This is a genomic window from Actinoplanes octamycinicus (genome assembly GCF_014205225.1).
Classification (GTDB): domain Bacteria; phylum Actinomycetota; class Actinomycetes; order Mycobacteriales; family Micromonosporaceae; genus Actinoplanes; species Actinoplanes octamycinicus.
The window spans coordinates 6,499,996-6,523,360 of the sequence record NZ_JACHNB010000001.1; the positions used below are offsets into that span (position 1 = coordinate 6,499,996).

Annotated in this window: 27 protein-coding genes and 1 pseudogene; 15 read left to right on the forward strand and 13 right to left on the reverse strand. The window is 71.1% G+C overall.

Annotation, left to right across the window (positions count from 1 at the left end):
• Positions 1–19 precede the first annotated feature (19 nt).
• The 4 genes and pseudogenes from BJY16_RS49010 to BJY16_RS28830 all read left to right on the forward strand — a co-directional run bounded on the left by BJY16_RS49010 (position 20) and on the right by BJY16_RS28830 (position 4,185).
• Positions 20–1,270: pseudogene (locus BJY16_RS49010) on the forward strand (extracellular solute-binding protein).
• Between the two features lie 66 nt (positions 1,271–1,336).
• Positions 1,337–2,290 carry a carbohydrate ABC transporter permease gene (locus BJY16_RS28820; RefSeq protein WP_185042693.1) on the forward strand — a complete coding sequence of 318 codons (954 nt, stop codon included), beginning with the start codon at positions 1,337–1,339 and terminating at the stop codon, positions 2,288–2,290.
• Positions 2,291–2,292: 2 nt separating this feature from the next.
• Positions 2,293–3,237 (forward strand): carbohydrate ABC transporter permease, encoded by a 945-nt coding sequence (locus BJY16_RS28825; protein WP_185042694.1) that lies wholly within the window; start codon positions 2,293–2,295, stop codon positions 3,235–3,237.
• Between the two features lie 3 nt (positions 3,238–3,240).
• A complete protein-coding gene (locus BJY16_RS28830) occupies positions 3,241–4,185 on the forward strand; it encodes a glycoside hydrolase family protein (protein ID WP_185042695.1) in 945 nt (314 codons plus the stop codon).
• A gap of 428 nt (positions 4,186–4,613) precedes the next feature.
• Here the strand turns inward: BJY16_RS28830 and BJY16_RS28835 are convergent, their stop codons facing one another.
• Positions 4,614–5,147, reverse strand: a complete 534-nt coding sequence (locus BJY16_RS28835; protein ID WP_185042696.1) for a GNAT family N-acetyltransferase — start codon at positions 5,145–5,147, stop codon at positions 4,614–4,616.
• A 74-nt stretch (positions 5,148–5,221) separates the two neighbouring features.
• Here BJY16_RS28835 and BJY16_RS28840 point away from each other — a divergent pair, with 74 nt between their 5' ends.
• The gene (locus tag BJY16_RS28840) at positions 5,222–5,584 is read left to right on the forward strand and encodes a hypothetical protein (protein WP_185042697.1); all 363 of its coding nucleotides are present in this window, start codon (positions 5,222–5,224) and stop codon (positions 5,582–5,584) included.
• A 30-nt stretch (positions 5,585–5,614) separates the two neighbouring features.
• A complete protein-coding gene (locus BJY16_RS28845) occupies positions 5,615–6,265 on the forward strand; it encodes an HAD family hydrolase (RefSeq protein WP_185042698.1) in 651 nt (216 codons plus the stop codon).
• Positions 6,266–6,272: 7 nt separating this feature from the next.
• Here the strand turns inward: BJY16_RS28845 and BJY16_RS28850 are convergent, their stop codons facing one another.
• From BJY16_RS28850 to BJY16_RS28860, 3 genes are all read right to left on the reverse strand, one after another.
• Positions 6,273–6,518, reverse strand: coding sequence for a hypothetical protein (locus tag BJY16_RS28850; protein ID WP_185042699.1), 246 nt, complete (start codon positions 6,516–6,518; stop codon positions 6,273–6,275).
• Between the two features lie 209 nt (positions 6,519–6,727).
• Positions 6,728–7,594: a GNAT family N-acetyltransferase gene (locus tag BJY16_RS28855; protein ID WP_185042700.1), complete on the reverse strand. Its 867-nt coding sequence runs from the start codon at positions 7,592–7,594 to the stop codon at positions 6,728–6,730.
• A 109-nt stretch (positions 7,595–7,703) separates the two neighbouring features.
• Positions 7,704–8,606, reverse strand: coding sequence for a LysR family transcriptional regulator (locus BJY16_RS28860; protein ID WP_185042701.1), 903 nt, complete (start codon positions 8,604–8,606; stop codon positions 7,704–7,706).
• A 71-nt stretch (positions 8,607–8,677) separates the two neighbouring features.
• Between BJY16_RS28860 and BJY16_RS28865 the strand changes: the two genes are divergently transcribed.
• Both BJY16_RS28865 and BJY16_RS28870 read left to right on the forward strand, forming a co-directional pair.
• Complete coding sequence (locus tag BJY16_RS28865; protein WP_185042702.1) at positions 8,678–9,607, forward strand: cyclase family protein; 930 nt, start codon at positions 8,678–8,680, stop codon at positions 9,605–9,607.
• A 4-nt stretch (positions 9,608–9,611) separates the two neighbouring features.
• Positions 9,612–9,857 (forward strand): CBU_0592 family membrane protein, encoded by a 246-nt coding sequence (locus BJY16_RS28870; RefSeq protein ID WP_185042703.1) that lies wholly within the window; start codon positions 9,612–9,614, stop codon positions 9,855–9,857.
• 2 nt (positions 9,858–9,859) lie between these two features.
• Here the strand turns inward: BJY16_RS28870 and BJY16_RS28875 are convergent, their stop codons facing one another.
• From BJY16_RS28875 to BJY16_RS28890, 4 genes are all read right to left on the reverse strand, one after another.
• Complete coding sequence (locus tag BJY16_RS28875) at positions 9,860–10,318, reverse strand: DUF6069 family protein (RefSeq protein WP_185042704.1); 459 nt, start codon at positions 10,316–10,318, stop codon at positions 9,860–9,862.
• Positions 10,302–11,309, reverse strand: a complete 1,008-nt coding sequence (locus tag BJY16_RS28880; RefSeq protein ID WP_185042705.1) for an RNA polymerase subunit sigma-70 — start codon at positions 11,307–11,309, stop codon at positions 10,302–10,304. Before BJY16_RS28880 ends, BJY16_RS28875 begins: the two co-directional genes overlap by 17 nt.
• Positions 11,310–11,483: 174 nt before the next feature.
• Positions 11,484–12,701 carry an IS110 family RNA-guided transposase gene (locus BJY16_RS28885; RefSeq protein ID WP_311775284.1) on the reverse strand — a complete coding sequence of 406 codons (1,218 nt, stop codon included), beginning with the start codon at positions 12,699–12,701 and terminating at the stop codon, positions 11,484–11,486.
• A 328-nt stretch (positions 12,702–13,029) separates the two neighbouring features.
• Positions 13,030–13,662, reverse strand: coding sequence for an NADPH-dependent F420 reductase (locus BJY16_RS28890; RefSeq protein ID WP_185042706.1), 633 nt, complete (start codon positions 13,660–13,662; stop codon positions 13,030–13,032).
• A 159-nt stretch (positions 13,663–13,821) separates the two neighbouring features.
• Here BJY16_RS28890 and BJY16_RS28895 point away from each other — a divergent pair, with 159 nt between their 5' ends.
• The 3 genes from BJY16_RS28895 to BJY16_RS28905 all read left to right on the forward strand — a co-directional run bounded on the left by BJY16_RS28895 (position 13,822) and on the right by BJY16_RS28905 (position 16,127).
• Positions 13,822–14,286: a MarR family winged helix-turn-helix transcriptional regulator gene (locus BJY16_RS28895; RefSeq protein WP_185042707.1), complete on the forward strand. Its 465-nt coding sequence runs from the start codon at positions 13,822–13,824 to the stop codon at positions 14,284–14,286.
• Positions 14,287–14,449: 163 nt separating this feature from the next.
• Positions 14,450–15,613 carry a HEAT repeat domain-containing protein gene (locus tag BJY16_RS28900; protein ID WP_185042708.1) on the forward strand — a complete coding sequence of 388 codons (1,164 nt, stop codon included), beginning with the start codon at positions 14,450–14,452 and terminating at the stop codon, positions 15,611–15,613.
• Between the two features lie 181 nt (positions 15,614–15,794).
• Positions 15,795–16,127: a hypothetical protein gene (locus BJY16_RS28905; protein WP_185042709.1), complete on the forward strand. Its 333-nt coding sequence runs from the start codon at positions 15,795–15,797 to the stop codon at positions 16,125–16,127.
• A 117-nt stretch (positions 16,128–16,244) separates the two neighbouring features.
• On the opposite strand, the gene BJY16_RS28910 is transcribed toward BJY16_RS28905, so the two are convergent.
• A complete protein-coding gene (locus BJY16_RS28910) occupies positions 16,245–16,652 on the reverse strand; it encodes a VOC family protein (protein WP_185042710.1) in 408 nt (135 codons plus the stop codon).
• Between the two features lie 85 nt (positions 16,653–16,737).
• On the opposite strand from BJY16_RS28910, the gene BJY16_RS28915 reads away from it, so the two are divergent.
• On the forward strand, positions 16,738–17,682 hold the full coding sequence (locus BJY16_RS28915; protein ID WP_185042711.1) for a helix-turn-helix transcriptional regulator: 945 nt from the start codon (positions 16,738–16,740) through the stop codon (positions 17,680–17,682).
• Between the two features lie 76 nt (positions 17,683–17,758).
• Here the strand turns inward: BJY16_RS28915 and BJY16_RS28920 are convergent, their stop codons facing one another.
• Complete coding sequence (locus BJY16_RS28920; RefSeq protein ID WP_203759247.1) at positions 17,759–18,217, reverse strand: MarR family winged helix-turn-helix transcriptional regulator; 459 nt, start codon at positions 18,215–18,217, stop codon at positions 17,759–17,761.
• Between the two features lie 84 nt (positions 18,218–18,301).
• Here BJY16_RS28920 and BJY16_RS28925 point away from each other — a divergent pair, with 84 nt between their 5' ends.
• Positions 18,302–19,732: a DHA2 family efflux MFS transporter permease subunit gene (locus tag BJY16_RS28925; protein ID WP_185042713.1), complete on the forward strand. Its 1,431-nt coding sequence runs from the start codon at positions 18,302–18,304 to the stop codon at positions 19,730–19,732.
• Positions 19,733–19,797: 65 nt separating this feature from the next.
• Positions 19,798–20,175 carry a VOC family protein gene (locus BJY16_RS28930; protein ID WP_185042714.1) on the forward strand — a complete coding sequence of 126 codons (378 nt, stop codon included), beginning with the start codon at positions 19,798–19,800 and terminating at the stop codon, positions 20,173–20,175.
• Between the two features lie 61 nt (positions 20,176–20,236).
• Here the strand turns inward: BJY16_RS28930 and BJY16_RS28935 are convergent, their stop codons facing one another.
• From BJY16_RS28935 to BJY16_RS28940, 3 genes are all read right to left on the reverse strand, one after another.
• Entirely contained in the window at positions 20,237–20,812 is a 576-nt protein-coding gene (locus tag BJY16_RS28935; protein ID WP_185042715.1) for a TIGR03086 family metal-binding protein, read from the reverse strand.
• A 71-nt stretch (positions 20,813–20,883) separates the two neighbouring features.
• Positions 20,884–21,180, reverse strand: a complete 297-nt coding sequence (locus BJY16_RS47610; RefSeq protein WP_311775335.1) for a zinc-binding dehydrogenase — start codon at positions 21,178–21,180, stop codon at positions 20,884–20,886.
• Between the two features lie 3 nt (positions 21,181–21,183).
• Positions 21,184–21,795 (reverse strand): quinone oxidoreductase family protein, encoded by a 612-nt coding sequence (locus BJY16_RS28940; protein ID WP_239177917.1) that lies wholly within the window; start codon positions 21,793–21,795, stop codon positions 21,184–21,186.
• 115 nt (positions 21,796–21,910) lie between these two features.
• Here BJY16_RS28940 and BJY16_RS28945 point away from each other — a divergent pair, with 115 nt between their 5' ends.
• The gene (locus BJY16_RS28945) at positions 21,911–23,332 is read left to right on the forward strand and encodes a GGDEF domain-containing protein (RefSeq protein WP_185042716.1); all 1,422 of its coding nucleotides are present in this window, start codon (positions 21,911–21,913) and stop codon (positions 23,330–23,332) included.
• Positions 23,333–23,365: the final 33 nt, after the last annotated feature.

The following is a 23,365-nucleotide window of genomic DNA, read 5'->3' on the forward strand; positions in this document are numbered from 1 at the left end:
CGCTACCACCGCCGCTCTGATGGTGGCGGCCGGCTGCGGCACGGTCAGCAACTCCGGCGGCAGCAGCGGCGGCGGCAACAGCGGTGGCGGCGACATCACCCTGTGGACGCACAACGCCGGCAACCCGGAAGAACTCGGGGTGGTCAACCAGATCGTCAAGGACTACAACGCCAGCCAGAACAAGTTCAAGGTCGTCGTGCAGGCGTTCCCGCAGGCGTCGTACAACGACGCCGTGACGGCCGCTGCGACGGCGAAGAAACTGCCGTGCATTCTCGACACCGACGGCCCCACGGTGCCCAACTGGGCCTACGCCGGCTACCTGGCACCGCTGAACCTGCCGTCCGACCTGACCAGTCAGAATCTGCCGACCACGCTCGGCAAGTGGAAGGACAAGCTCTACTCCATCGGCTACTACGACGCGGCCCTGGGCCTGTTCGCCCACAAGGACGCCCTCACCGCCGCCGGACTGCCGGTGGCCACCATCGACAAGCCGTGGACCGCCGACCAGTTCAACGCCGCCCTACCCAAGATCAAGGCGACCGGCAAGTACGAGAACGTGTTCGACCTCGCCACCGGCGACCCGACCACCGAGTGGTGGACGTACGGCTACTCACCCTTGTTGCAGAGCTTCGGCGGTGACCTGATCGACCGCAACACCTACAAGACCTCGGACGGCATCATCAACGGCCCGAAGGCGCTCGCGTGGGGCGCCTGGCTGCAAGGCCTCGTCAAAAACGGATACACCCCGGCCAAGTCGAGCTAGGACGCCTTCGCGGACTTCGTCAACGGCAAGTCGGCGATGGTCTGGTCAGGCATCTGGAACGCCGGCAACATCGGCAAGGTCAAGGACGGCGTGATCCTGCCGCCGCCCGACCTCGGCACCGGCCCCAAGATCGGCGGCGGGTCCTGGCAGTGGGCGATCAGCTCCAGCTGCAGCAAGTCCGACGGCGCGCTCGACTACCTCAAGTTCTCGCTCGACAAGAAGTACATCGCGATGTTCTCGGAGAAGCAAAACGTCATCCCGGCAACCGAGGCCGCGGCGGCGATCGCTCCCGGCTGGCAACCCGGCGGCCCCAAGCGGTTCTTCCTCGATCTGTCCAAGAAGTGCGCCGTCCTGCGCCCGCCGACCCCCGGCTACCCGTTCCTGACCAGCACGTTCGCCAAGGCGACACAGGACATCGTGGCCGGCGGCGACCCGAAGAAGATCCTCGACCAGGCCGCCAAAGACATCGACGAAAACATCAAGTCCAACGACAGCTACGGATTCTGATCCCCGGAGCGGGGGTGCGGGCCACCCTACGGGCTCGCACCCACCACCGGAGGGACGGAGGGACTCATGAGCATTTCCACGGCTGCCGCTGCGGCCGAACCCGCCATCGAGGCCCGGACCCGGCGCCCCCGCCGTCGTCTCAAGGCCGCCGAACGGCACGAGGCCCGCATCGGCGCGCTGATGGTCACGCCGGCGGTGATCCTGCTGTTGCTGTTCTTCTTCATCCCGGTCATCCTGTGCTTCATCCTTGCCTTCACCAACGCCCGGCTGATCGCACCCGAGCCGGCCCACTTCACCGGCCTCGACAACTTCACCCGGCTGTTCAGTGACCCCGTGTTCTGGGCGTCGCTGCGCAACACCTTCTACTTCGGCCTGGTCGTGGTGCCGGTCCAGTCCGCCTTCGCACTGCTGCTGGCGCTGCTCATCAACGTGAAGACCCGCGGCGTCAACTTCTTCCGCACCATGTACTTCATCCCGGTGGTGACCTCCATCGTCGTTGTCTCCATCCTGTGGCGCTTCATGTACCAGCCCGACGGCCTGGTCAACTCGCTGCTGCAGACGGTCACGTTCAACGTCGTCCAGGGCACCGACTGGCTCAACAACACCAAGACCGCGATGCCGGCCATCATGTTCATGTCGATCTGGCAGGCCGTCGGCTTCCACATGGTGATCTGGCTGTCCGGCTTGCAGACCATCCCCGAGGAACGGTACGAGGCCGCTGATCTCGACGGAGCCACCACCTGGCAGAAGTTCCGGTACGTGACCTGGCCCGGCCTGCGGGCCACCCGCACGTTCATCCTGGTCACCATCACGATCGCTGCGCTCAGCCTGTTCGCTCAGATCAACGTGATGACTGCCGGCGGCCCGCTGAACTCCACCACCACCATGGTCTACCAGGCCGTCCGCACCGGCTACCAGCAACAGCAGACCGCGTACGCGTCCGCGATCTCGCTCATCTTCTTCATCCTCGTGCTGACCGTGTCGCTGGTTCAGCGCTACCTCACCCGGGACAAGGACTGATCATGGCCACCGACACCAGCACCGCACCCTCGGCGATCACGCCGGCACCGGAAGCCCATCACCGCCAGCCGACCCGCGAACCGCGCTGGCAGAAGATCGGCGGATACGTCGGCCGCATCATCCTGGTCGTGTTCTTTGCCTTCCCGATCGTGTTCATGTTCGTCTCGTCGCTCAAGCCGGACGACCAGATCTTCGGCGACCTCGACTCGGTCAAGGCTTTCCTACCCGTCGGGAAGATCTCGTTCGACAACTACAGCACCGTCTTCGACACCGTCCCGGCCGGCCGGTTCCTGGTCAACTCGATCCTGTTGTCCGCCCTCACCGTCGTGATCGGACTGTTCGTCAACAGCCTGGCGGCGTTCGCGCTGTCCCGGCTCAGGTGGCGCGCACGGACAGTCGTGCTGGCGGTCATCATCGCCACCCTGGTGGTGCCGTTCGAGACCTTCGCGCTGCCCATGGTGTGGTGGGTGAACAAGCTGCCCTGGCTCACCCTGCGCGGCGGGGTGCCCCTGTGGGAGTTCGGCTGGCTGGACAGCTACCGGGTGCAGATCATCCCGTTCATCGCCAACGCCTTCGCCATCTTCCTGTTCTACTCGTACTTCCAGAGCATCCCCAAGGACCTCGACGAGGCCGCCCGGGTCGACGGCGCCGGCTGGTTCCGCATCTACCGCAGCGTGGTGATGCCGCTGTCCGGCCCGGCCATCGCGACGGTGTCGATCCTGACCTTCCTACCCGCGTGGAACCAGTACCTGTGGCCGCTGATGGTGGTCCGAAGCGAGAACCTGCGCCCGGTGATGGTAGGCGTGTCCTATTTCTTCCAGCTCAAGGTCGCCTGGGGGCCGATGATGGCATACTCCACGCTGATCACGATCCCCGTCCTGGTGCTGTTCCTCTGCTTCCAGCGTGCGTTCATCGGCAGTATCGCCTCCAGCGGTGTCAAGGGTTGACGCGTGTTGCGACGTGACGATCTGTGGATCTGGGACAGCTGGCCGGTCGAGGACGGGGACGACCGGCACCTGTTCTACCTGCAAGCCCCCCGCGCTCTCGGCGACCCGATCGCCCGCCATACCCATGCGGCGGTCGGGCACGCCGTCAGCCCCGACTGGGAGCACTGGACGATCCTGCCCGACGCGCTCACCGCCGCGCCTTCACCAGCCTGGGACGACCTGGCCATCTGGACCGGATCGATCGTGCGCGGCGACACCGGCCGGTGGCACTTCTTCTACACCGCCCTCTCCCAGCACGAGGGCGGCCGGGTGCAACGCATCGGCCGGGCCGACTCGGACGACCTGATCACCTGGCGCCGCGCCGGCCCTCAGCCTCTGCTGTGCGCCGACCCGCGCTGGTACGAGACCATCGACCAGATGGACTGGCACGAGGAAACCTGGCGCGACCCCTGGGTTCTCCGCGACCCGGACGGCGACGGCTGGCACATGCTCATCACCGCCCGAGCCCGCACCGGACCCCGGAATGACCGGGGGGTGATCGGGCATGCCCGCTCGGCCGACTTCGACACCTGGGAGGTACAGCCGCCGCTGACCGCCCCCGCTGGATTCGGCCATATGGAGGTACCGCAAGTCAGCCTGATCGATGGCCGCCCGGTACTGACCTTCTGTTGCCTCGCCCAGGAGCTCTCCGCCGAACGCCGCCAGGCGACCCCCCTGACCGGCATGTGGAGTGCCCCCGGCAGTTCCATCATCGGCCCCTACGACGTCGCCGCAGCAATCCCGTTCGACGACCCCTCAATCTACGCGGCGCACCTGGTCAACCTGGCCGACGGGAAGCCGGCCCTCCTCGGCTTCGCCAACGACCGAGGTGGACACGGGTTCGACGGCGCGATCCCGCCACCGATCCGCGTCATCCTCCGCCGGGACGGAACCGTTACCCAAAGTTGAGCTCGGGCTTTTCGAGTGGGCAGGCCGCACGAACGAATACCGCGAAGTCCACAGCTCAGCTGCCTGGCCCATGCCCGCCGCCTCGGTGCCACGAACGCTATCAAGCTGCACGGGTTTGCCGCAGAGAACGCGCGCTCGATCCCGGCAATGCCCGCGGCTGGCGCGCAGGCCCGAGGGCCAAGACGGTGCTGATCGAGGTTGGCCCGGTCGAGATCACCGCGCCTCCGCCCGCGACTACGAACGCCTCCCCGAACACTCGGAAGCGGTAGCTGACGTTGTCCTGACTCGTGCGTCGGCGAACAGGCGAAGCCGAGATCACCGCTGATCGCGGGCGGCAATCCCTTCCGGACGGCGGCGGATCCAGAACAGTCCGATGAGCTGGATGACACGGCCCAGGCCCCTACGCGGCCGGTCGCGGGCTCCCTCGCTCAGAGCTGGTCGAAGGGGCCGGCATAGGAGAAGCGGCCGGTCCTGCCGTCGTACTGGGAAAGGGTCCGGACCTGGAAATACTCGCCCCAGGACGGGTCCGGCGCGACTATCGCCATCGACTGGGCGGGAACGAAGCCGAAACGACGGTAGTAGGCCGGGTCGCCCAGCAACCCGACCAGAGGCTCGCCCAGCGCGTCGGCGGCGCCCAGGACGGCGTGCATCAGAGCAGTGCCGACCCCGGTTCGCTGCCGCCGCGGGAGAACGCTCAGCGGCCCGAGCCCGACAGCCGGCCGGCCGTCGACACGGGCCCGGGTGGCGACCACGTGGCCGACCACGAGGTCGTCCGCCACGGCGACCAGCGACAGCTGCGGGATCCAACCGGCATCGTCGCGCAGCCGGGAGACCAGGGCCGCTTCGCCCGGATCCCCACCCGGTTCCACCGGGGGCGCGCTGTGCGCCACGCCACGGAACGCGGCCGCCGTCACCGCACGGATCGCCTCGACATCACCGGGAACCTCGCGTCGAATCAGCACGAGCGAACCATCGGCTTTCCGCCGGCCCTCGTCAACGCCTTTCCGAGCGGCGCCATCGCCTACAGTCGGCCGGCATGGGGATGTACGCGTCGGCTCGCGGATGGGTGGAGATCGACTTCAGTCAGCGGCGCAGCGCTGAGGAGATCATCCAGCGGCACCACGACGGGCACTACTCCGGCGGCTGGGCCTTCCCGGCGAAGCCGTTCAACTGGACGCTGTACCTCTTCTACGGTGGTGACCTCCGCGAGGGTGAGCTGCCCTGGCTGCGTGCCCAGGTGACCGAGCTGGCCGCCCTGCCGCCGGCCGACGAGGACGGCGACCGCCCTCGCGGCCTGTTCGTCATCACCGACGAGCGCGGCAACGCTGTCGTGTGGCAGGTCCGCGACGGGGTCGTCGACGAGCTGCCCGCCCCGTCCCTGTCGTGGCTGGGCGAATGACGGCGCGGCTCGCGTGAGTAGGGTCGCGCTATGCGATCTTCCGATTCCCGCAACGCTCCCGTGGACGCGGTCGTGTTCGACATGGACGGCACTCTGATCGAGTCGACGACCGCGGTGAACTCGGCGTTCCGGGCCGCCGTCGCGGCCGGCGGCGGGCCGCGGTGCTCGGACACCGAGATCGTGGCCGCCTATCCTCTCGGGCCGCCCCGCCGGATCCTGGACCATCTGCTCGGCCGCCCGGCGACCCAGGACGACCTCGACCGGTACTACACGCACCTGGGCGACGGTCAGGTCCGCGCCTACGAGGGCATCGGCGAGACGCTGGCGGCGCTGACCGAGCGCTGCCCGGTGGCGGTCTTCACCGGCGCCAGCCACCGGGCCGCGCGGATCCTGCTCGGCGCGGCCGGCCTGCTCGGGCACTTCGAGGTGATCGTCGGCGGCGACCAGGTCACCAACCCGAAGCCCGCCCCCGACGGCATCCTGCACGCCTGCGGCCGGCTGGGCGTCGAGCCCGGCTCGGTGGCCTACGTCGGGGATTCCCCGCTGGACCTGCAGGCCGCGTGGCACAGCGGCGCGGTCGCGGTGGCCGCCGCGTGGGGCCACCTCTACGACGCCGGGCAGCCGGCCGACCGTACCGCGCACCGCCCGGCCGATCTGCGGTCGCTGGTGCACGCGGGGTGAGCGCGGCTCAGCCGCGCCGGCGGGAGGTGTCCCAGCCGCGCCGGGCGGTCAGCATCTCGCCGAGCGCGGTGTGCAACTCCTGCAGCGCGGCGACGTCCGCCCGGGTCCAGTCGCGCGGGTGACCGGGCGGCCCCGGATCGATCGGCACCCCGCGGGCCAGGACCCCGGCGAACGCGCGGACGAACCGCCGTGCCGCGGCGACGTACCTGGTACGCGCCAGCGGCAGCTCCCGCTCCGGCCGAGTAGTGCCCACCCCAAGATCATAACCACGCCGATTAGTACGCCTGTACGACCACTCGGGTTTGTGCGGGCGCTCGGGCAAGTCCGCGCGAGTTGGCGGACGTCAACCCACCGATGGCGGAGGCCAGCTCGTGGATGTGCGGGGCGAGGGCGGTGGGGGCTGCAGTAGTGCTGTCCCTCGTGCGGGTGTCGCAAGGTGAGAAAGGTCCGGAGACTCCGACGTCAGACCTTCCGGATCCGGTCGGCGATCTCAGGCCTCGCCGTGAACCCGGCCGCCTTGTACGTCGCGACGCCGCCGACGTTGGAGCTCGGCGTACACACGCGCACGCTCGATGAGCCCATCTCCCGCAATGCGGCCGCCCCGGCGACGGTGATTGCCCGGCCGTAGCCACGGCCGCGGTGGTCCGTGTGAACGCCCATCGGCTCGACCAGTCCTGGTTTCCCCGGGCCGGCCGACCAGACCGTCACCACCGCCGCGGGGTTGCCTTGGTCGTCGTAGGCGCCCAGGCAGCGGGCGTCGGCGTAGAACGGTGCCGCGGACATCTTGTGCCGGTACTCGCGCGTGGGCCTCGTGGTGTTGAATGATGACCGAAGGACGTTGGCGAAGTCGTGTGCCTGCTCCAGGCCGATCGGCTTGATCCGCAGGCCGGGGTCCTCCAGCGCTTCGGCGAGGTCGCGGACGAGCGGAGTCCACGGCTCGCCGACACCCCAGCCCTCCTTGGTCAACAGGTCGTGGAGCAGCAGGCCCTGCGGCGCCTCGATGGACACCGCTCCGTCCGGCAGCACGCCGCGCTCCGGCAGCGACAAGTCCTCGACGAGCCGCCGCGCCAAGTCCTCGTCCTGAAAAGCGTCGGGAGCGACTGTGATCCGCACCAGCGTCGGCGAATCCAGCATCCCGACAGCGAGAATCAGTCCGTCCCGGCTCCAGGTCCGGACCACCGCGGCCGTCTCGGCCGTTCCCAACCGGTAGTTCCAGCCGATGTCTCCGGGATGCAGCTGCATCGGCGCTCCGTCGTGCTGCCACTCACGCAACGCCGCCATAGCCTCGCGCACCCCGTCGGTCGTCGGCGTACTCAGCACCATCGTCATAGCCGGGATCTGACGCTCCCGTCTCGATGGCGTGCAACCGATTAACTGACTGCTAAGCGATTCGGGGTGATGGTGCCGGGCTCGCGATCGATCCGCGGGTCCGTACCGGTCAATGGATGGGCGCCCGCGTGCTAGCCGACCGGAGTGCGTCGAGGACCGCGCCCAGCAGCGGCGCCAGCCGCCGGTTCCGCTGAACATAGGCGCTGATCGTCCGCGCCCCGAGCCCCGGCAGGTTCACCACGTGCGTCGCCGGGTCGAGCGCCAGATCGGGGACCAGCGCCACGGCCAGGCCGGCGTCGACGAGCGCGAGCGCCGCCGGGAACTCCAGGCAGGTGTGCGCTCCCCGCAACGGCAGCCCGGTGGCCGCGCGCAGCCGGTCCAGGACGCCGCGCACCGCCGAGCCGGGCGGCCCGTCCACCCACGGCCGGTCCGCGAGGTCACCGATGTCGCCGGGGACCGGCCAGGTCGCCGGTACCGCGAGCCGGTAGGGGTCGTCGAGCAGCCGGTGCGCCACCAGGCCCGGCGGTGGCCGGCGCAGCGCGTTCGCCTCGTCCTCCACCAGCACCAGGTCCAGGTCGCCCGCGTGCAGCGCGGCGGTCGCCGACGCCTCGTCGAGTTCGTGCACCGCCGCCCGCAGGCCCGGCGTGCTCGACTGCAGCGCGAGCACGGCCGGTACGACCAGCCGCCGCACCGCCGTCGGGAACGCCCCGATCCGCACGTCGCCCTCCAGCCGCTGACTCCACGCGATGACGTCGGCCTCGGCGTCGGCGAGGACCGCGGCCAGCCGGTCGGCGTGCGCGGCCAGCTGCCGCCCGGCGGCGGTGAGGGTGACCGGCCGCTGCCCGCCCCGGCGGGACCGGTCCAGCAGCACCAGCCCGCTCTCCCGCTCGAGCGCCGCCAGGTGCTGCGACACCCCGGACGGCGCCAGGTGCAGCCGGGCGGCCGCCGCGGTCACCCCGCCGGCGTCGGCGACGGCGCGGAGCACGAGCATCCGGTACGGCGACAGCTGCATGCAGCGGGACTGTACGCCAACTTCACCAGCACTCACTTCTCCTGCATCCACCGTGACGCGAGGATGGCCTCATGACCGAGTACCGCGCGGTGTTCGACGCGACAGTGACCTTCAGCAACGGCGGCGGCCTGAAAGCCGACGGCTTCCGGGTCGACCTGCCCGGCCCGGACGCAACCGAGCAGCAGGTGGGCGAGTTGTTCCTGGCCTCCCTGGGTCTGCTGCTGACCGACACCGTCGAGATCACCAACCTGGAGGTGATCGCCGAGGCGCACCGCGGCACCCGTGGCGGACCCAGCGCCGCCGCCCCCGGCCCCACGGCGCCGGCCTGGCGACATGTCGACCTCAGCCACGTCATCTCGGCCGGCATGACCACCTATCCCGGCCTGCCCGGGCCGGAGATCACGCCACACCTGAGCCGCGAGGAGTCCAGGAAGACCTACGCGCCCGGGACCGAGTTCGCCATCGACCGGATCAGCATGGTCGGCAACACCGGCACCTACCTGGACAGCCCCTACCACCGCTATCCCGACGGCGCCGACCTGGCCGGCCTGCCCCTGGACGGGCTCGTCGACCTGCCGGCCGTCGTCGTGCGCACCGCGGGAGCCGGCGTCCGCGGCGTCGATGTCGGCGCGCTGGCCGCGCATGACGTCACCGGCCGGGCCGTGCTGCTGCACACCGGCGGCGACGCGGGCTGGGGGACACCCGGCTACGCGCGTCAGGCGCCCTACCTCACCGAGGCCGGCGCCCGCTGGCTCGTCGAGCACGGCGCCCGCCTGGTCGGGATCGACAGCGTCAACATCGACGACGTCGAGGGCTCGCCGGGTGAACGGCCGGCGCACACGCTCCTGCTCGCCGCCGGCATCCCGATCGTCGAGCACCTGACCGGTCTCGATCAGGTGCCGCCGCACGGCGCGCGGTTCACCGCCCTCCCGCCGCGGGTGGCCGGCTTCGGCACCTTCCCGGTCCGCGCCTGCGCCGCCGTCCCGGTCCAGGCGGCCTGATCCGATGCACCTCGCCGACCTGCTCGGCTGGGCCGGCGCCGGCGCCCTGCTGCTCGCCCACGCCCTGGTCACCCACGACCCCGAGCAGGCCGCCGGCGGCCGTTACCTGCTGCTCAACCTGGCCGGCTCGGCCGGTCTGGCAGCCAGCGGGGTGGTCCACGCCGCCTGGCCGTCCGCCGTGCTCAACCTGCTCTGGCTGGTCCTCGGCCTCACCGCGTTCCGCCGACGCCGTCCCGCCGAGCCGGATTAGGATCACGAGCCGCTTCGCGTACGCGAAATGCTCTGTCCCCGGGTGCGCAGACTCCAGGTCAGCGCCGGGATCATCACCGCCGCCGCGACCAGGTGCAGCCCGGCGAGGGCCGCCATGGTCGCCGCGTTCGCCCCGGTCAGCACGAACGGCGCGACCAGCGACAACACGGTCAGCGACACGGCCGTCCAGAGGAAACGCCGCGCGGGCCGGGAACTCCACCGCAGAAGACCGACAGCGATCAGTACGCCCAGGCCGCAGCAGATCCCGGTCAGCACGGCGAACCCGGCCGGCGGAATGGTCTCCCCGCCGTCCGGCAGCTCGAAGTCGACCCCGGCGGCCCGGGCCAGCGCGGCGCCGAGCGTGGTGGCCGCCATCGCGCCGAGCGTGGCGATCAGGCCGACACCGACGAGCCGCCGGGTCCGGCCGGGAACAACACCTTCGGTCTCATCCGTGATGGTCATGACGTTCCTCCTCGCTGCCGTCCGCCGGCAGCCGCTCCGGCAGCTCCAGCCCGGCGAACCGGTCGCTGTGGAATGTGACGATCTCGGTGATCGCCCCGCCTACGACGCGCAGCACGTCGAGCGTCAGCGGCAGGTAGGCGCCCTCCGCCTCGCGCCAGTGGTAGAACGCCACGGCCGGCTGCCGGTTCACCGCGGTCGGCACCGCGCGCAGGCCGGTCATCCCCTCGAAGCCGCTCTCCACCCAGTACTTCACCACCTCGTCCCGGCCGATCTGCATTCCGGGGGTGGGCGGCATCGACGACCGGACGTCGTCCCGCACCAGCGCGGCGAGCGCCGGGATGTCGGTGGCCACGCTCGCCTCGGTGAACCGGCGCACCAGCTCCCGCGTGCCGGCGTCCTCGTCGCCACCGGTCCAGTCCTGCCGCTCGGCCGGCAGGTGCTCGCGCATCCCGGCGCGGGCCCGCTGCAGCGCGCTGTTCACCGAGTTGACCGAGTCACCGAGCAGCTCCGCGACGTCCTTCGCCGGCCAGCCGAGCACGTCCCGCAGGATCAGCACGGCCCGCGGGCGCGGCGCGAGATGCTGCACCGCGACCAGGTAGGCCAACTCGATCGTCTCCCGCGCCACCGCCAGGGTCTCCGGCTCGTCCGCGTCGCCCGCCGGAAGCTCGTCCAGCAGCCGGTCCGGGTAGGGCTGCAACCACCGCACCTCACCGCTCGCCGGTTCCGGCCGGCACTTGGCGAGCAGGTCCAGGCAGGCGTTGGTCGCGATCCGGTACAGCCACGCCCGGACCGTCGACCGCCCCTCGAACGTCTCCCGCCGCCGCCAGGCCCGCAGGAACGTCTCCTGCACGGTGTCCTCGGCGTCCTCGAACGACCCGAGCATCCGGTAGCAGTGCACATGCAGCTCCCGCCGATGCCGCTCCGTCAGCCCGGCGAACCCCGGCTCGTCCACCCCGGTCAGCCCGGCCGTCAGCTCCACATCCGCACCCATCACGCCATCCTTCCGCCTCGCCACGTCCCCACACCTATGTGACGGCCCCGGCGTCGAGAACTCATCACCCGGGTCAGAGCGGAACGGACGACGAAGCCTCCCAAGGTCAAGATCAAGAGCTGCATGGGCGCACGTCCGCCGGCGTACGGATCGCATGCTCCCGGCACCCCTCTGTCAAGGGGTTGGTGTGAGGGGTGTTTTAGGGTGGTGGTTGGCGGGTCCGGGTTGTGACTTTTCCGAAGTGTCGATCTTGGGGTTTGGGTCGGCCGCGCTGGAGTTCAGAGTCGCCCCCGTGTGTCCTCCCGGACCCGTCGCTGTCTGTTGTGCCGTGTGGTCGTCTTTGATCATTTGGCGGTAGACGGTGTCGGACAGGCGTCGTTTCAACGCTCGCATGGCTTCCATCGCGGTTTTGCCTTCGGCGCGTTTGCGCTGGTAGTAGGCGCGGCCGGGGGTGTCGAAGCGGAGCTGGGTGATGGCCATGATGTGCAGGACCCGGTTGATGCGCCGGTTCCCGGCCCGGTTGAGCCGGTGATGATGGTTGTCGCCGGAGGACACGTCGATGGGGGCGGTGCCGTTCCAGGTGGCGAAGTGCCCGCGGGTCGGGAAGCGGCTGATGTCGCCGATGTCGCCGAGCAGGCGGGCGGCGCCGGAGGGGCCGATGCCGTTGAGGCTGGTCAGCTGGGTGCCGGTGGCGGCCAGCACGGTCTTCAGCTGCCGGTTGGCTGCTTTGATCTTGGTGTCCAGGGTGGTGAGCTCGTCGGCCAGGTCGCCGGCCAGCTGATAGCGGGTGGCGGTGACGATGTCGCCGGCCGGGACGCTGACGCGTTCGAGCAGGGTGCGGGCCTGGTCGGTGGTCAGGTTCTTCTTCGCGCCGCCGGGGATCAGTTCGAGCAGTAGCTGGTGCAGCCGGTTGATGGTCTCGGTGCGGGTGGCGCCGAGCTGGTCGCGGCGGTCGGCCAGCAGCCGCAGCGCGACGGTGGCGCCGTCGGCGTGAACGCGGCGCAGGCCCGGGGTGCGCAGGGCGGTCACCGCGATGTGGTGCGCGTCGTGACCGTCGGTTTTACGGCCGTGCCCGGTGTCAAAGTTGCGGGCTTTCGCGGCGAGTTTCGCCGGGACGTCCAGCACGGTTTCGCCGTCGGCGACCAGCCGCTGGGCCAGGTGCCGGCCGATGCCGTTACAGCCCTCGACCGCCCACACCCGGCCGGCGTGACGGCGGCCGGCGGCGAGCATCTGCTGGTAGCCACCGGTGTCGGTGCCGTACCTGCCACGGGCCAGCACCTGTTCACGCTCGTTGATGATCTCGATCGTCGCGGACCGCTTGTGCGGATCGACTCCAATGATCAGCTGACCCATGTACCCGTTGACCTTCCCGTCGTCGCGGCAGAACCACACCAGCGGGAGGGCAACGCTACTTACAGCTGGGCAAACCCCTCTTCAGCCACTCCGCGCCACGGTGACCGGCAGGGTCCAAGCCGGGAGAGAGCCACACCCCGCCATATGAGTGGGCAGCGCGGGCCTGAGCACCCTACCGATCACCTCGACCAAGCCTGGCCGGGCCGCGGTCGTACACCAAATTCTCTTTAAGTAGCGCGGGCCGGGGCCGGCGATCTGGCCGCTGCGCGTCCACAACGATCGCCGCCCCCTTCATTGCCCGTGGCCGGTCACCGTCACCCCCCGTCCCGCCCCGCGCGGCAGGAGATCGGGCCCCGTGCCCGGTCGGTCAGGCGCGGGCGAGGTGCAGGCCGATGCCGGCGCCGAGTCCCTGGCCGTAGGCGAGCTGGATGAGGAACTCCACGGCGGGTTCCAGGTAGCGGGCATTGGTCAGCGGGCCGGCATCGATCGCCTCGAAGCCGAGTTCGTCGCCGAGGGCGATGACGGATTGCTTGGCGTCGGCGTCGTCGCCGGCGACCGGAAGCAGCTGCTTGACGCCGCCGAGGACCGGCTTGTCGAGTGTGGCGGCGAAGACGGTGTTGAACGCCTTGACCACCCGGGAGCGGGGCAGCCGTTCGGCCACCTGCTCACCGGCCGAGGTGCTGTGCCCGATGGTCAGCGACATGTAGTCGGCGGCGAGCGGGTTGGTCGCGTCGATCACCACCTTGCCGGCCAGGGCATCGCGGACCTCATCGGTGAGCAGGGCGTCGATCGCGGCGAACGGCGCCGCGATCACGGCGTGGTCCGCCGCGGTGGCGGCGTCGGCGGCGCTGGCGGTCTCGGCGCCGGAGGCCGCCGCGGCCGCGGCCAGTCGCGGCGAGCCCGGCTCGCTGGCCGCCAGGATGACGTGGTGTCCCCGCTCGGTCAGCCGGGCGGCGAGAGCGGATCCGACGTTGCCGGCACCCAGAACGGCGATCTTCATGGCTTTCTCCTCTGATTCGTCGTGCGGCACGGCACCGCGCCGGCCGAAAGTAGTTCGAGTTCGAACGACATGGAGGACGCTAGAGGTAGTTCGGATTCGAATCAACTGAGTCGTCGGTCACAGGTAGTTCGAGTTCGAACGACCTGCTACCGTCGCGGCATGACGGAACGGTGGCTCGACGAGGTCGAGATGCGGGCCTGGGTGGCCTTCCTCGACACCAGCAATCTCCTGCTCCAGCGCATCAACCAGCAGCTCCGCGACGACGGCGGCCTGACCCAGCCGCAGTACGAACTGCTCACCCGGCTCGCCGAGACCCCCGACCGGCGGATGCGGATGGCCGAGCTGGCCGACGCGCTGGTCGCCTCCCGCAGCGGCCTCACCTACCAGGTCAGCCAGCTGGAGAAAGCCGGCCTGGTCCGGCGCGAGACCTGCACCAGCGACGACCGGGGCATCCTCGCCGTCCTCACCCCCCAGGGCGAGCAGGCGCTGCTCAAGGCCGCACCCGGGCATCTGCGCGTGGTCCGGGAGAACCTGATCGACCTGCTCGACCGGGATCAGCTCGTCGCCCTCGCCGACACGCTCAGCCAGGCCCGCGCCCACCTGCGGTCGGCGGGCAACGGCTGAACGCCCGCGAAGTCACCGCACACCGTCGCAGCGTCATACCGGTGTCCACCGCGGGCTCGCCGTGGCAACGGACAGCCGGCACACCAGCTCGCGCACCCGGCCGGATCCGGCCTGGCCGGGTATGGGTTTGCCGTCGCGGTCCGGCTTCTGAACAATGACCGCGATGGAAGACCGCTCGGCGCGTCCGGCCGCACTCGCCGTGGACGGGAACGGTGCGTTGCTGCGCGCGGCAACAGCCGCTGGACACGGGACGCGGGTCCGAGAGCTTCTCGCCAATGGCTGGTCCGATTCCGCTCGGAACGACACCGAGTTGATGCTCTGGGCCGCGGACTACGGCGCCTACCAGGTGATCCTCGGTCGGCTCGACCAGCACACCACGAAGCCCATGCTGCGCATCGCCCGCGCCTGGGTCGGTCTCGACCCGGTGGCGGAGCTGAAGCGCCGGCTCGGTGATCCCGCTGCCGAAGTCGAACGCCAGATGGTTTCGGTCGACTTCCACGGGAACGCGGAATGCGTCCGGGTGACCTCGGCCGACCGGCGGTGGAGGCAGGTACAGACCGCTCACCTGGCGATCGTGACCTACATCGAGGAACTTCTCGGGATCGGGGCGCCACTCGACGAGCTGTTGGCGCGCGCCCTGCGGGACGGCGACCCGGACTCGGTCAACTGGACCCAGGCGTGGCATGCGGCGACCAACCGGCACGACACCGTGGCGACCACGCGCTGGGCCATGGGCGTCCTGCTGGATCCGGACACTCGTACCCGGTGGTTCGCCGCCGAAGTGCTGCACGCCCTCGCCGTCGGTCCGGCGCCGTGCCGGGACGAAGTCCTCGCCCTCCTGCGGACCCGCCTCGCCGCCGAATCGAACGCCGACGTTCTCACCCGGCTGATCACGGCCTTCGCCGAGTACCACGACCTCGGTCTCCTGCCCGAGATCGTGGCGCATGCCGAACACCCCCACCCGGTGGTGCGGCGGCAGGTCGCGGAGGAACTCTGCTCCGCGTTGATGACGTCCGCCTCCGTGCGGGAGGGCGCCGACCTCCTGGCCGCCCTGGCCGGAGACCGTGACGGGCGCGTACGTGCCAGCGCGATCCGGGTGCTGTGCACCCATGCCTTTGATCACCCGGTGACGGCCCAGGTCATCACGGCCAGCCGCGACGACCCGGATCCGCAGGTCAGGCCAGAGGTGCTGTCCGCTCTGGCGCGCGGCGGAGACGCTGCGGCCTGTGCTGAGCTGGCGCGGCTCGCTGACGAAGCCGAACCGGGCAGCCAACTGGCCATGAGGGCCTACGACGCGGAGCACTGGGCGCTGAGAGCGCGCCACTGATGCGCTCACTCCCGGCAGGCGAAGGACCTCCTAGCCGACGGCGTCACGAAGGCGCTCGTCCCCGCCTCGCGAGGTCATCGACGCGAAAAGCGTGCCCGCCTACTCAGCGCCGCCACCGTTGTGGCGCAGAAGCGGATGCCGGGTCCCAGCAGCGCGTCCATCAACGATTTCGGGGTACGGCATGACTTTCTCGCTTCTCTGGCGGTATGGCGCATCGTCGAGTCACGACGAGATACCGGACGAGACGCTGCGCGAGCTCGTGGCCGAACTGGATGACGGCGAAGACGTGGAGCACGGTGACGTCTGGCTGTCGGAAGACGCCACCGGGTGGGGGATCGGTGTCTTCGCTGGTGATCGCGGGTTGGTCGTCCTGGAGGACACGGAGCCGGGCGGCGAGGCGTTCCATCGGCTGGGAGTGACCCGCGAGGATGCCTTGACGCTGCTCCGGCGCGCGGCCGACGGAGAGATGAACGCCATCCGGCGCGAAACGTGGAGCCCGGGCTACGGCTCGTAGTGAGCGGCGTCGGAGAAGGCGTTCGAGGTGACGGCGGAGCTGACGGAGCGGGACTGTCCGCGTACGGAAAATGGTTGAAGGCGCGGTTCTCGGGAGCGCCGCGCCTTCAGTGGACCGTCACTTGCGGTCGGTCAGGTCTTTGCGGACGTCTTGGTAGTGCTGGTTGAGCATGACGCCGAGGATGTTGCCGAAGGGGTCGAGGACTGAGGCGGTGACGAAGCCGGGGCCGCGCTCGGTGGGCTTGTCGTGGTCGGTGGCGCCCAGGTCGAGCAGGCGCTGGTAGGCGGCTTCGACGTCGTCGACCGCCCAGTAGATGATGGCGCCGGACGGGGCCAGGGTGTGCGGGTGCGGTGCGAAGCGGGCGTTCAGCAGGCCGAACTCGTGCTGGTAGTCGCCGACCCGCCACTCCAGATAGGCGCCCTCGCGGACGAAGTACGGCTCGGCCTCGAAAACGGTGGTGTACCAGGCGCGGGCCCGGTCCAGGTCGTCGGCGAAGAACGTGACGGTGGTGAATCCGCGAAGCATGACGGGGGTCCTTTCGATCGGCTCATCTCCATGCTCGCGGCATAAGTGCTCACCTTCTGAGCACTTTTCCTGAGAGCCTGGGGCCATGCGTGCGGACCGGCTCGTCGCCACCCTTCTGCTGATGCAGGCCCGCGGCCGGGTGACCGCCGCCGAGGTCGCCGCCGAACTGGAGGTGTCGGTGGCCACCGCGCGCCGGGACCTGGAGGCGCTGTCGGCGGCCGGCATCCCGGTGTTCCCGCAGCCCGGCCGGCACGGCGGCTGGTCGCTGGTGGGCGGCGCGCGGACCGATCTCAGCGGGCTGTCCGCGGTCGAGGCCCGGGCGCTGTTCCTGCTGCTCGGCCCGGCCGCGGGCGCCTCCGAGCAGACCCGGTCGGCGCTGCGCAAGCTGGTCCGGGCGCTGCCGGCGCCGTTCCGGGCGGACGCCGAGGCCGCCGCCTCGGCCACCTTGGTCGATCCGGTCGGCTGGGGGGAGCGGGGCAGCGATCGGCCGGGGCTCGTCGACCGGCTGCAGGACGCGGTGGTCCGCCGGCGCCGGGTCCGCTTCACCTACCGCGGCGAGCCGCGGACCGCCGATCCCTGGGGGATCGTCGACAAGAACGATCTCTGGTACGTCGTGGCCGGCACCGTCCGCGGCCGGCGCACGTTCCGGGTGGACCGGATCGGTGACCTGGAGGTGACCGCGGAGACGTTCGACCGGCCGGCCGGCTTCGACCTGGACGAGGCGTGGCGCGCCGTGGTCGACGAGGTCGAGCGCAAGCGCGCCGGCACCTGGGCGGAGCTGCTGATCGAGGAGCGTTTCGTCTGGGTGCTCCGCGACCACTTCGGCCGCAACTGCGAGCAGGTCGAGGTGCTCGCCGACGGCCGCGCCCGGGTCCGGGTGGGCGCGCCGGCGCCGCGCGACCTGGCCCGCACCCTGGCCGGCTGGGGCGCGATGGTCGAAGTTCTCGGGCCGCCGGAGGTCCGCGCCGCCCTCGCCCGCATCGGCACCGAGCTGGTGGCCCGTTACGCCGGCGATCCGGCCGCCGGCTGATCCGCACGGCGCCGCGGCGGAGCTTCAGCGCGCCGCGCGTGCCGACATCCGGCGCGACGACCTCGCTGTCCCCCGCTCACGATGAGACCGGCAGGCCCTCGGTGTCGTAGCCGAGGGCCTTGAGCGACAACCGGTGCAGCGTCTCGCGTTCCGCCGGGGTCAGGCGGGCGAGCTGGACGTCGGTGGCTTCGAGGATCTTGGCGTCGGTGTCCGCGCGGAGGCGGTCGCCGGCCGCGGTGATCGCCAACCGGTACTTCCGGCGATCCTCCGGATCGCGGGTGCGGGTGACCAGGCCGGCCTTCTCCAGGCTGTCGATCAGCCGGACGACCTCGCTGCGGTCGATCTCCATGGCGTTGGCCATCTCCTGCTGGGAGATCTCGGCGCGCTCGGCGAGATGGGTCAGCACCCAGTGCTCGCGCAGCGGCGTCGCGAGCTGCGCGTGCACCGCCTTGTGCAGCTTGCCGAAGACGTACGTCGGATAGCGCAGCAGGCCGGCGGGGTGGAAGGCGCCCGCCGCCGATGGTTCGTCGGTCACCCGCTGATTATATCTATTGTTGAGCACCCCAATCATTGCTAGGCTCCGCAATTGAGTAGCTCATCGATGATGGAGGAGAGAGTCATGACGGCACCACGGCCGGGCACGCCCGCCCTCGCCGCCGACCGGATCCCCGGGCACGTCTGGCGCACCGCCGGCGTGGTCGTGTTCGGCGCGGTCATGGGCATGCTGGACACCTCGCTGGTGACCATCGGGCTGCGCACCATCGGCACCGACCTGGGTGCCCCGCTGGCCACCGTCCAGTGGGTGGCCAGCGCCTACCTGCTGGCCCTCGGCGTCTCACTCACCGTGTGCGGCTGGTTCGCCCGGCGGGTCGTCGTGAGCCGGCTCTGGAGGGGCGCGCTGGCCGCCTTCACGCTCACCTCGGTGGCCTGCGCCTTCGCGCCGACCGCCGGGTGGCTGATCGGCACGCGCGTCCTGCAGGGCCTCGCGGCCGGGCTGATGATCCCGGCCGGGCAGACGATCCTGGGCCAGGCGGCCGGGCCGCAGCGGATGGGCCGGGTCATGGGCGTGGTCGGGATCGCGGTGGTCGGGGCGCCCGCGATCGGGCCGGCCGTCGGCGGGCTCATGCTGGCGCACTGGAGCTGGCCGTGGCTGTTCCTGATCAATGTCCCGTTCGGGCTGGTGGCCCTGGCGCTCGGGTGGCGCTACCTGCCGCCGACGCGCGGGGTGCCGGGGCGGCGGCTCGACGTGATCGGGGTGGTGCTCGCCGGCGGTGGCGTGTCCGCGGTGGTCTACGGGCTGTCCGAGATCGGCTCGACCGGGTCGGTGACCGCGCTGCCGGTCTGGCTGCCGGTGCTGCTCGGGCTGGCCGGGCTGGCCGGGTTCCTGCTGCGCGCGGCCGGTGCCGAGCAGCCGCTGCTGGACGTCCGGCTCTTCGGCAACCCTGCCTTCCGGGCCGCGACCAGCGCCGGGTTCTTCGCCGGTGGGGCCATGTTCGGCGGGATGGTGCTGCTGCCGCTGTACTTCCAGGTGCTGCACGGCACCGGCCTGATCCGGACCGGCGTGGACCTGCTCGCCTACGGCCTGGGCGGGATCGTCATGCTGCCCCTGGGCGGCCGGTTGACCGACCGGTTCGGGGGCGGGCGGGTCGCGGTGCTCGGCAACCTCGCCGTCGCGGCCGCGGTGCTGCCCCTCGCCTTCCTGCCCGCCGACGCGAACGGGGTCCTGCTGCAGCTGCTGCTCTTCGCGGCCGGCCTGGCCACCGGCGTCGGGGCGATGCCGCTGGTGTCGTCCGCCTACGCCGCGGTCCGGCGCGAGCAGCTGCCCGACGCGACGGCGATCGTGAACATCATGCAGCGGGTGGGCGGCGCGGTCGCGGTGGCCCTGGTCGCCGTGATCCTGTCCCGCGCGGCAGCGTCCGGCTGGGCGCCGGTCGCCGGCTACCATCTGGCCTTCGCCGCACTGGCCGCCCTGTCACTCACCGCCTCGGCCGCGTCGATCGTCCTGCGCGGGGCGCAGCGCCGCGCTCAGGATCGCCACCCGATCGCCTAGAGACCGGTGATGCTCAGAGACGTATGCGGTCAGGAAGTGACCGCAATCGTCGGCACGATGGGGGTATGACAGCGACGTGGAAGATTGAGCTCGTGCCCGTGCCGGTGACCGACGTCGACCGGGCCATCGCGTTCTACCAGCGGATCGGGTTCCACCTCGACATGGACCACCAGGTGCGCGACGGGCTGCGGTTCGTGCAGTTCACGCCGCCCGGGTCGGCGTGCTCGATCGTGGTCGGCGAGGGGATCACCGAGAAGACCCCGGGCAGCCAGGAGATCCAGGTGGTGGTGGCCGACGCCGAGGCCGCCCGGAAACAGCTGCTGGACGCCGGCGTCGAGGCGAGCGACGTCGACGCGCAGCCGTGGGGCAACTTCGTCTACTTCCGGGACCCGGACGGCAACAGCTGGTCACTGCAGGCGATCGACCGGCGGCCGAACGGCTGACCGAGGCTCGGTCAGGCCGGGGGGAATCGCGGTGGCCGCGGCCGGTGGGGACCGGCGCCGGTCAGGCCGGCGTCCAGTACGGGTCGCGGCCGATGAAGGCGATCAGCTTCGCCTGGACGTCGGCGTCGTCCGGAACCTGGACCCGCGGACCATACTGCCCCGAGGCGCGCAGCATCTCGTCGGCCGGCTCCATGCCGGCCAGCATCGTCGCGCAGTAGTCCGGGTCGAGGCGGTCGTCCTGGCCGGTGGCGCGGGCCAGGTCCCAGGTGTGCATGAAGACGTCCGAGGTGTAGAACTGGTCGATCGCCCGGTCCAGCGGCAGGCGGCCGATGTGCGGGTTGTCCAGCTTGCGGTCGGCGGTCGCCGGGTCGTCGAGCAGCGCCTGCACGGCGGTGTGGTGGTGCTGCCAGGCCGCGACCGGGTCCTCGTCCACGCTCGGGCCGGCCGGCAGCTTCACCCCGGCGCTGGACTCCAGCAGTGCGGGCAGCCACTCGACCAGGTGACGCACCACGTCCCGGGCGGTCCAGCCGGCCACCGGGGCCGGATCATCCCAGTGCTCGGCGCCTCGCACCCGAGCGGTGAAACCGTCGGCGATCCGGCGGTGCCGCTCGGCGGGCGACAGGTCGGAGAGTGTCATCGGACCATCCTTTCAACCATATAGTTGAAAGACAGCTTAGCCGGTCGGACGCCGAGGTCAAGGAAGAACGGCTACGCGACCAGCACGATCTTGCCGCGCAGGCCGGCGGACTCGGCGCGCCGGTGCGCTTCGGCGGCCTCGGCGAGCGGGAAGGTGGCGGCGACCCGGGTGCGCAGACGGCCGTCGGCCACGGCCTCGACGAGGTCGTGCAGGGCGAGACGATTCGGGCGTACCAGAACTGTCTCCTGACGCACCCGCCGGGCCGGATCGATCGGCGGCGTCGGACGCGTCGTCACCAGGATGCCGCCCGCGGCGACCGCCGCGGCGGCCGGTTCACCGATCGGTACGGCGTCGAGCACCGCGGGCACCGGCTAGATGTCGAGCTTCGACGAGCGGGGGAGCACGGTGTGCACGCCCAGCCCGCGGACCCACTCCTCGTCGTCGTGCGTGGCGGTGGCGATCACGGTGTGCCCGGCCTGCGCGGCCAGCTGGGCGGTGAACCCGCCGACCCCGCCGCTCGCGCCGGTGACCAGCATCGTGGCCGGCCCGGGCAGCGCCATGATCTCCAGCACCCGGTGCGCGGTCAGCCCGTTCAGCGGCACCGTCGCGGCGACCACCGGATCGAGACCGGCCGGCACCGGCACCAGCCAGTCGGCGTCGGCCGCGACCAGCTCCGCGTAACCGCCCGGGGTGCCCCGGGTCAGGAACCACGGGATCATCCCGGCCACCGCGTCACCGGGGGTCAGGCCGGAGACGTGCTCGCCGACCGCGGCCACCTCGCCGGCGATGTCCCAGCCGGGCAGGAACGGCGGTGGCACCGGGCCGCCCGGGATCTGTCCGACGCGCGCGGCGATGTCGGCCGGGTTCACGCAGGCGGCGCGGATCCGGACCAGCACCTGCCCGGGGCCGGGCTCCGGATCGGGCCGCTCGACCAGACGCAGGACTTCCGGCCCACCCAGGGCGGTGACTTCCACGGCACGCATCGCTGCCTCCCTCGTCCCCGACATATTACGAACGATGGATGTCTCAGCGCAGGGGTGGCGTGGGTCACCCGGAACTCCGCAAAGGTCGGCGGGCCGCCTGCCGACCGTTCCCGCCATGGCGACAGGCAGGGTCTGGCTGTTCTTGAGCGGCGTACTGGTGGCGGTCGCGGCGTCGGTCATCACCTATGACACGACGCTGGGCAACGTGCTCTACTTCGCCACCTACGTGGTGCTGTGCGCGGTGGCGTGGCGAGCGGTCGCCCGCACCGAGCGCGGGACACAGCGCCGGCTGTGGGCGCTCTTCGCCGCCGCCCAGACGCTGTGGCTGACCGGCGACGTGATCGAGATCGTCTACTACTACCTGTCCAGCGTGCCGCCGGTCGGGGTGGCCGACGCGTGCTGGCTCGCCGGGTACCCGCTGATGGCGGTGGCGCTGACCCGGATGGCCGCCCGCCGCGCGCCGGGCCGGATGCGCGCCGCGGTGCTCGACGGGCTCACCCTGGCCGTCGCCGCCGCGCTGGCCAGCTGGCAGTTCCTGATCGCGCCGATCCTGGACGACGGGTACTCGGTCGCCGAGACGGTGGTGCCCGCGCTCTACCCGGTCGCCTCCACGATGCTGCTGACCGCGGTCCTGTTCATCGCGCTGTCACCCGGCGACCGCCGGGCCCCGACCCGCCTGCTGCTCGCCGCGATCACGCTGTACCTGAGCATCGACGTCGCCTACAACGTGCTGCCGTTCTTCGTCGACTACGCGCTGGTCTCCAAGATCGGCCCGCTGATCATGCTGGGCAACGCGCTGGTCACCGCCGCCTGCCTGCACCGTGACCGGTCCGAGCTGACCCGCCCCGGCCAGCAGGTGAACGTGCTGCACCCGTCCCGGGTGCTCTTCCTCGGCCTGGCCTTCCTGACCGCGCCGACGTTGAGCGTGGTGCAGTCCGGCCTCGACCAGAACGCTGTCATCGCACTCGGCGCCACCGCGCTGAGCACCGCGTTCGTGCTCAGCCGGTTCACCATCGCGGTCCGCGAGCAGGAGAAGGCCCAGGCCCAGCTGGCCGACCAGGCGCGCCGCGACCCGCTGACCGGGCTGGCCAACCGGACCGTGCTCACCGCCGAACTGGACCGGGTCGGGTCCGGCCCGGTCGCCGTGCTCTACCTGGACCTGGACGGCTTCAAGGCGGTCAACGACCGGCACGGGCACGAGGCCGGCGACCTGGTGCTGACCACGGTCGCGGAGCGGCTGTCCGGCGCGGTCCGCGGCACCGACCTGGTGGTCCGGCTCGGCGGCGACGAGTTCGTGCTGCTCTGCCCGGGCCTGCCGGAGCCGGACGCGATCCGGCTCGCGGAGCGGATCGTCGGCGACGTGGCCCGGCCGATCCGGTTCGGCAGCGCCACCCTGGACGTGGGCGCGAGCGTCGGCATCGCCGCCTACGGCCGCGGCGAGGCCGCCGGCGACGACCTGGTCCGGACCGCCGACCAGGCGATGTACGAGGCGAAGCGGCTCGGTCGTGGCCGCTGGGTGCTCGCCACCTCCCGCTGATCGGGTGGCTCGCGTCGGCGGGCCACGGCGACA

Excerpts from the sequence above, each read along its gene's own strand:
- BJY16_RS28820 (WP_185042693.1), top strand. The coding sequence starts at position 1,337 with ATGAGCATTTCCACGGCTGCCGCTGCGGCCGAACCCGCCATCGAGGCC.
- BJY16_RS28825 (WP_185042694.1), top strand. The coding sequence starts at position 2,293 with ATGGCCACCGACACCAGCACCGCACCCTCGGCGATCACGCCGGCACCG.
- BJY16_RS28840 (WP_185042697.1), top strand. The coding sequence starts at position 5,222 with ATGGGGATGTACGCGTCGGCTCGCGGATGGGTGGAGATCGACTTCAGT.
- BJY16_RS28845 (WP_185042698.1), top strand. The coding sequence starts at position 5,615 with ATGCGATCTTCCGATTCCCGCAACGCTCCCGTGGACGCGGTCGTGTTC.
- BJY16_RS28855 (WP_185042700.1), bottom strand. The coding sequence starts at position 7,594 with ATGACGATGGTGCTGAGTACGCCGACGACCGACGGGGTGCGCGAGGCT.
- BJY16_RS28860 (WP_185042701.1), bottom strand. The coding sequence starts at position 8,606 with ATGCAGCTGTCGCCGTACCGGATGCTCGTGCTCCGCGCCGTCGCCGAC.
- BJY16_RS28865 (WP_185042702.1), top strand. The coding sequence starts at position 8,678 with ATGACCGAGTACCGCGCGGTGTTCGACGCGACAGTGACCTTCAGCAAC.
- BJY16_RS28870 (WP_185042703.1), top strand. The coding sequence starts at position 9,612 with ATGCACCTCGCCGACCTGCTCGGCTGGGCCGGCGCCGGCGCCCTGCTG.
- BJY16_RS28875 (WP_185042704.1), bottom strand. The coding sequence starts at position 10,318 with ATGACCATCACGGATGAGACCGAAGGTGTTGTTCCCGGCCGGACCCGG.
- BJY16_RS28880 (WP_185042705.1), bottom strand. The coding sequence starts at position 11,309 with ATGGGTGCGGATGTGGAGCTGACGGCCGGGCTGACCGGGGTGGACGAG.
- BJY16_RS28890 (WP_185042706.1), bottom strand. The coding sequence starts at position 13,662 with ATGAAGATCGCCGTTCTGGGTGCCGGCAACGTCGGATCCGCTCTCGCC.
- BJY16_RS28895 (WP_185042707.1), top strand. The coding sequence starts at position 13,822 with ATGACGGAACGGTGGCTCGACGAGGTCGAGATGCGGGCCTGGGTGGCC.
- BJY16_RS28900 (WP_185042708.1), top strand. The coding sequence starts at position 14,450 with ATGGAAGACCGCTCGGCGCGTCCGGCCGCACTCGCCGTGGACGGGAAC.
- BJY16_RS28905 (WP_185042709.1), top strand. The coding sequence starts at position 15,795 with ATGACTTTCTCGCTTCTCTGGCGGTATGGCGCATCGTCGAGTCACGAC.
- BJY16_RS28910 (WP_185042710.1), bottom strand. The coding sequence starts at position 16,652 with ATGCTTCGCGGATTCACCACCGTCACGTTCTTCGCCGACGACCTGGAC.
- BJY16_RS28915 (WP_185042711.1), top strand. The coding sequence starts at position 16,738 with ATGCGTGCGGACCGGCTCGTCGCCACCCTTCTGCTGATGCAGGCCCGC.
- BJY16_RS28925 (WP_185042713.1), top strand. The coding sequence starts at position 18,302 with ATGACGGCACCACGGCCGGGCACGCCCGCCCTCGCCGCCGACCGGATC.
- BJY16_RS28930 (WP_185042714.1), top strand. The coding sequence starts at position 19,798 with ATGACAGCGACGTGGAAGATTGAGCTCGTGCCCGTGCCGGTGACCGAC.
- BJY16_RS28935 (WP_185042715.1), bottom strand. The coding sequence starts at position 20,812 with ATGACACTCTCCGACCTGTCGCCCGCCGAGCGGCACCGCCGGATCGCC.
- BJY16_RS28940 (WP_239177917.1), bottom strand. The coding sequence starts at position 21,795 with ATGCGTGCCGTGGAAGTCACCGCCCTGGGTGGGCCGGAAGTCCTGCGT.
- BJY16_RS28945 (WP_185042716.1), top strand. The coding sequence starts at position 21,911 with ATGGCGACAGGCAGGGTCTGGCTGTTCTTGAGCGGCGTACTGGTGGCG.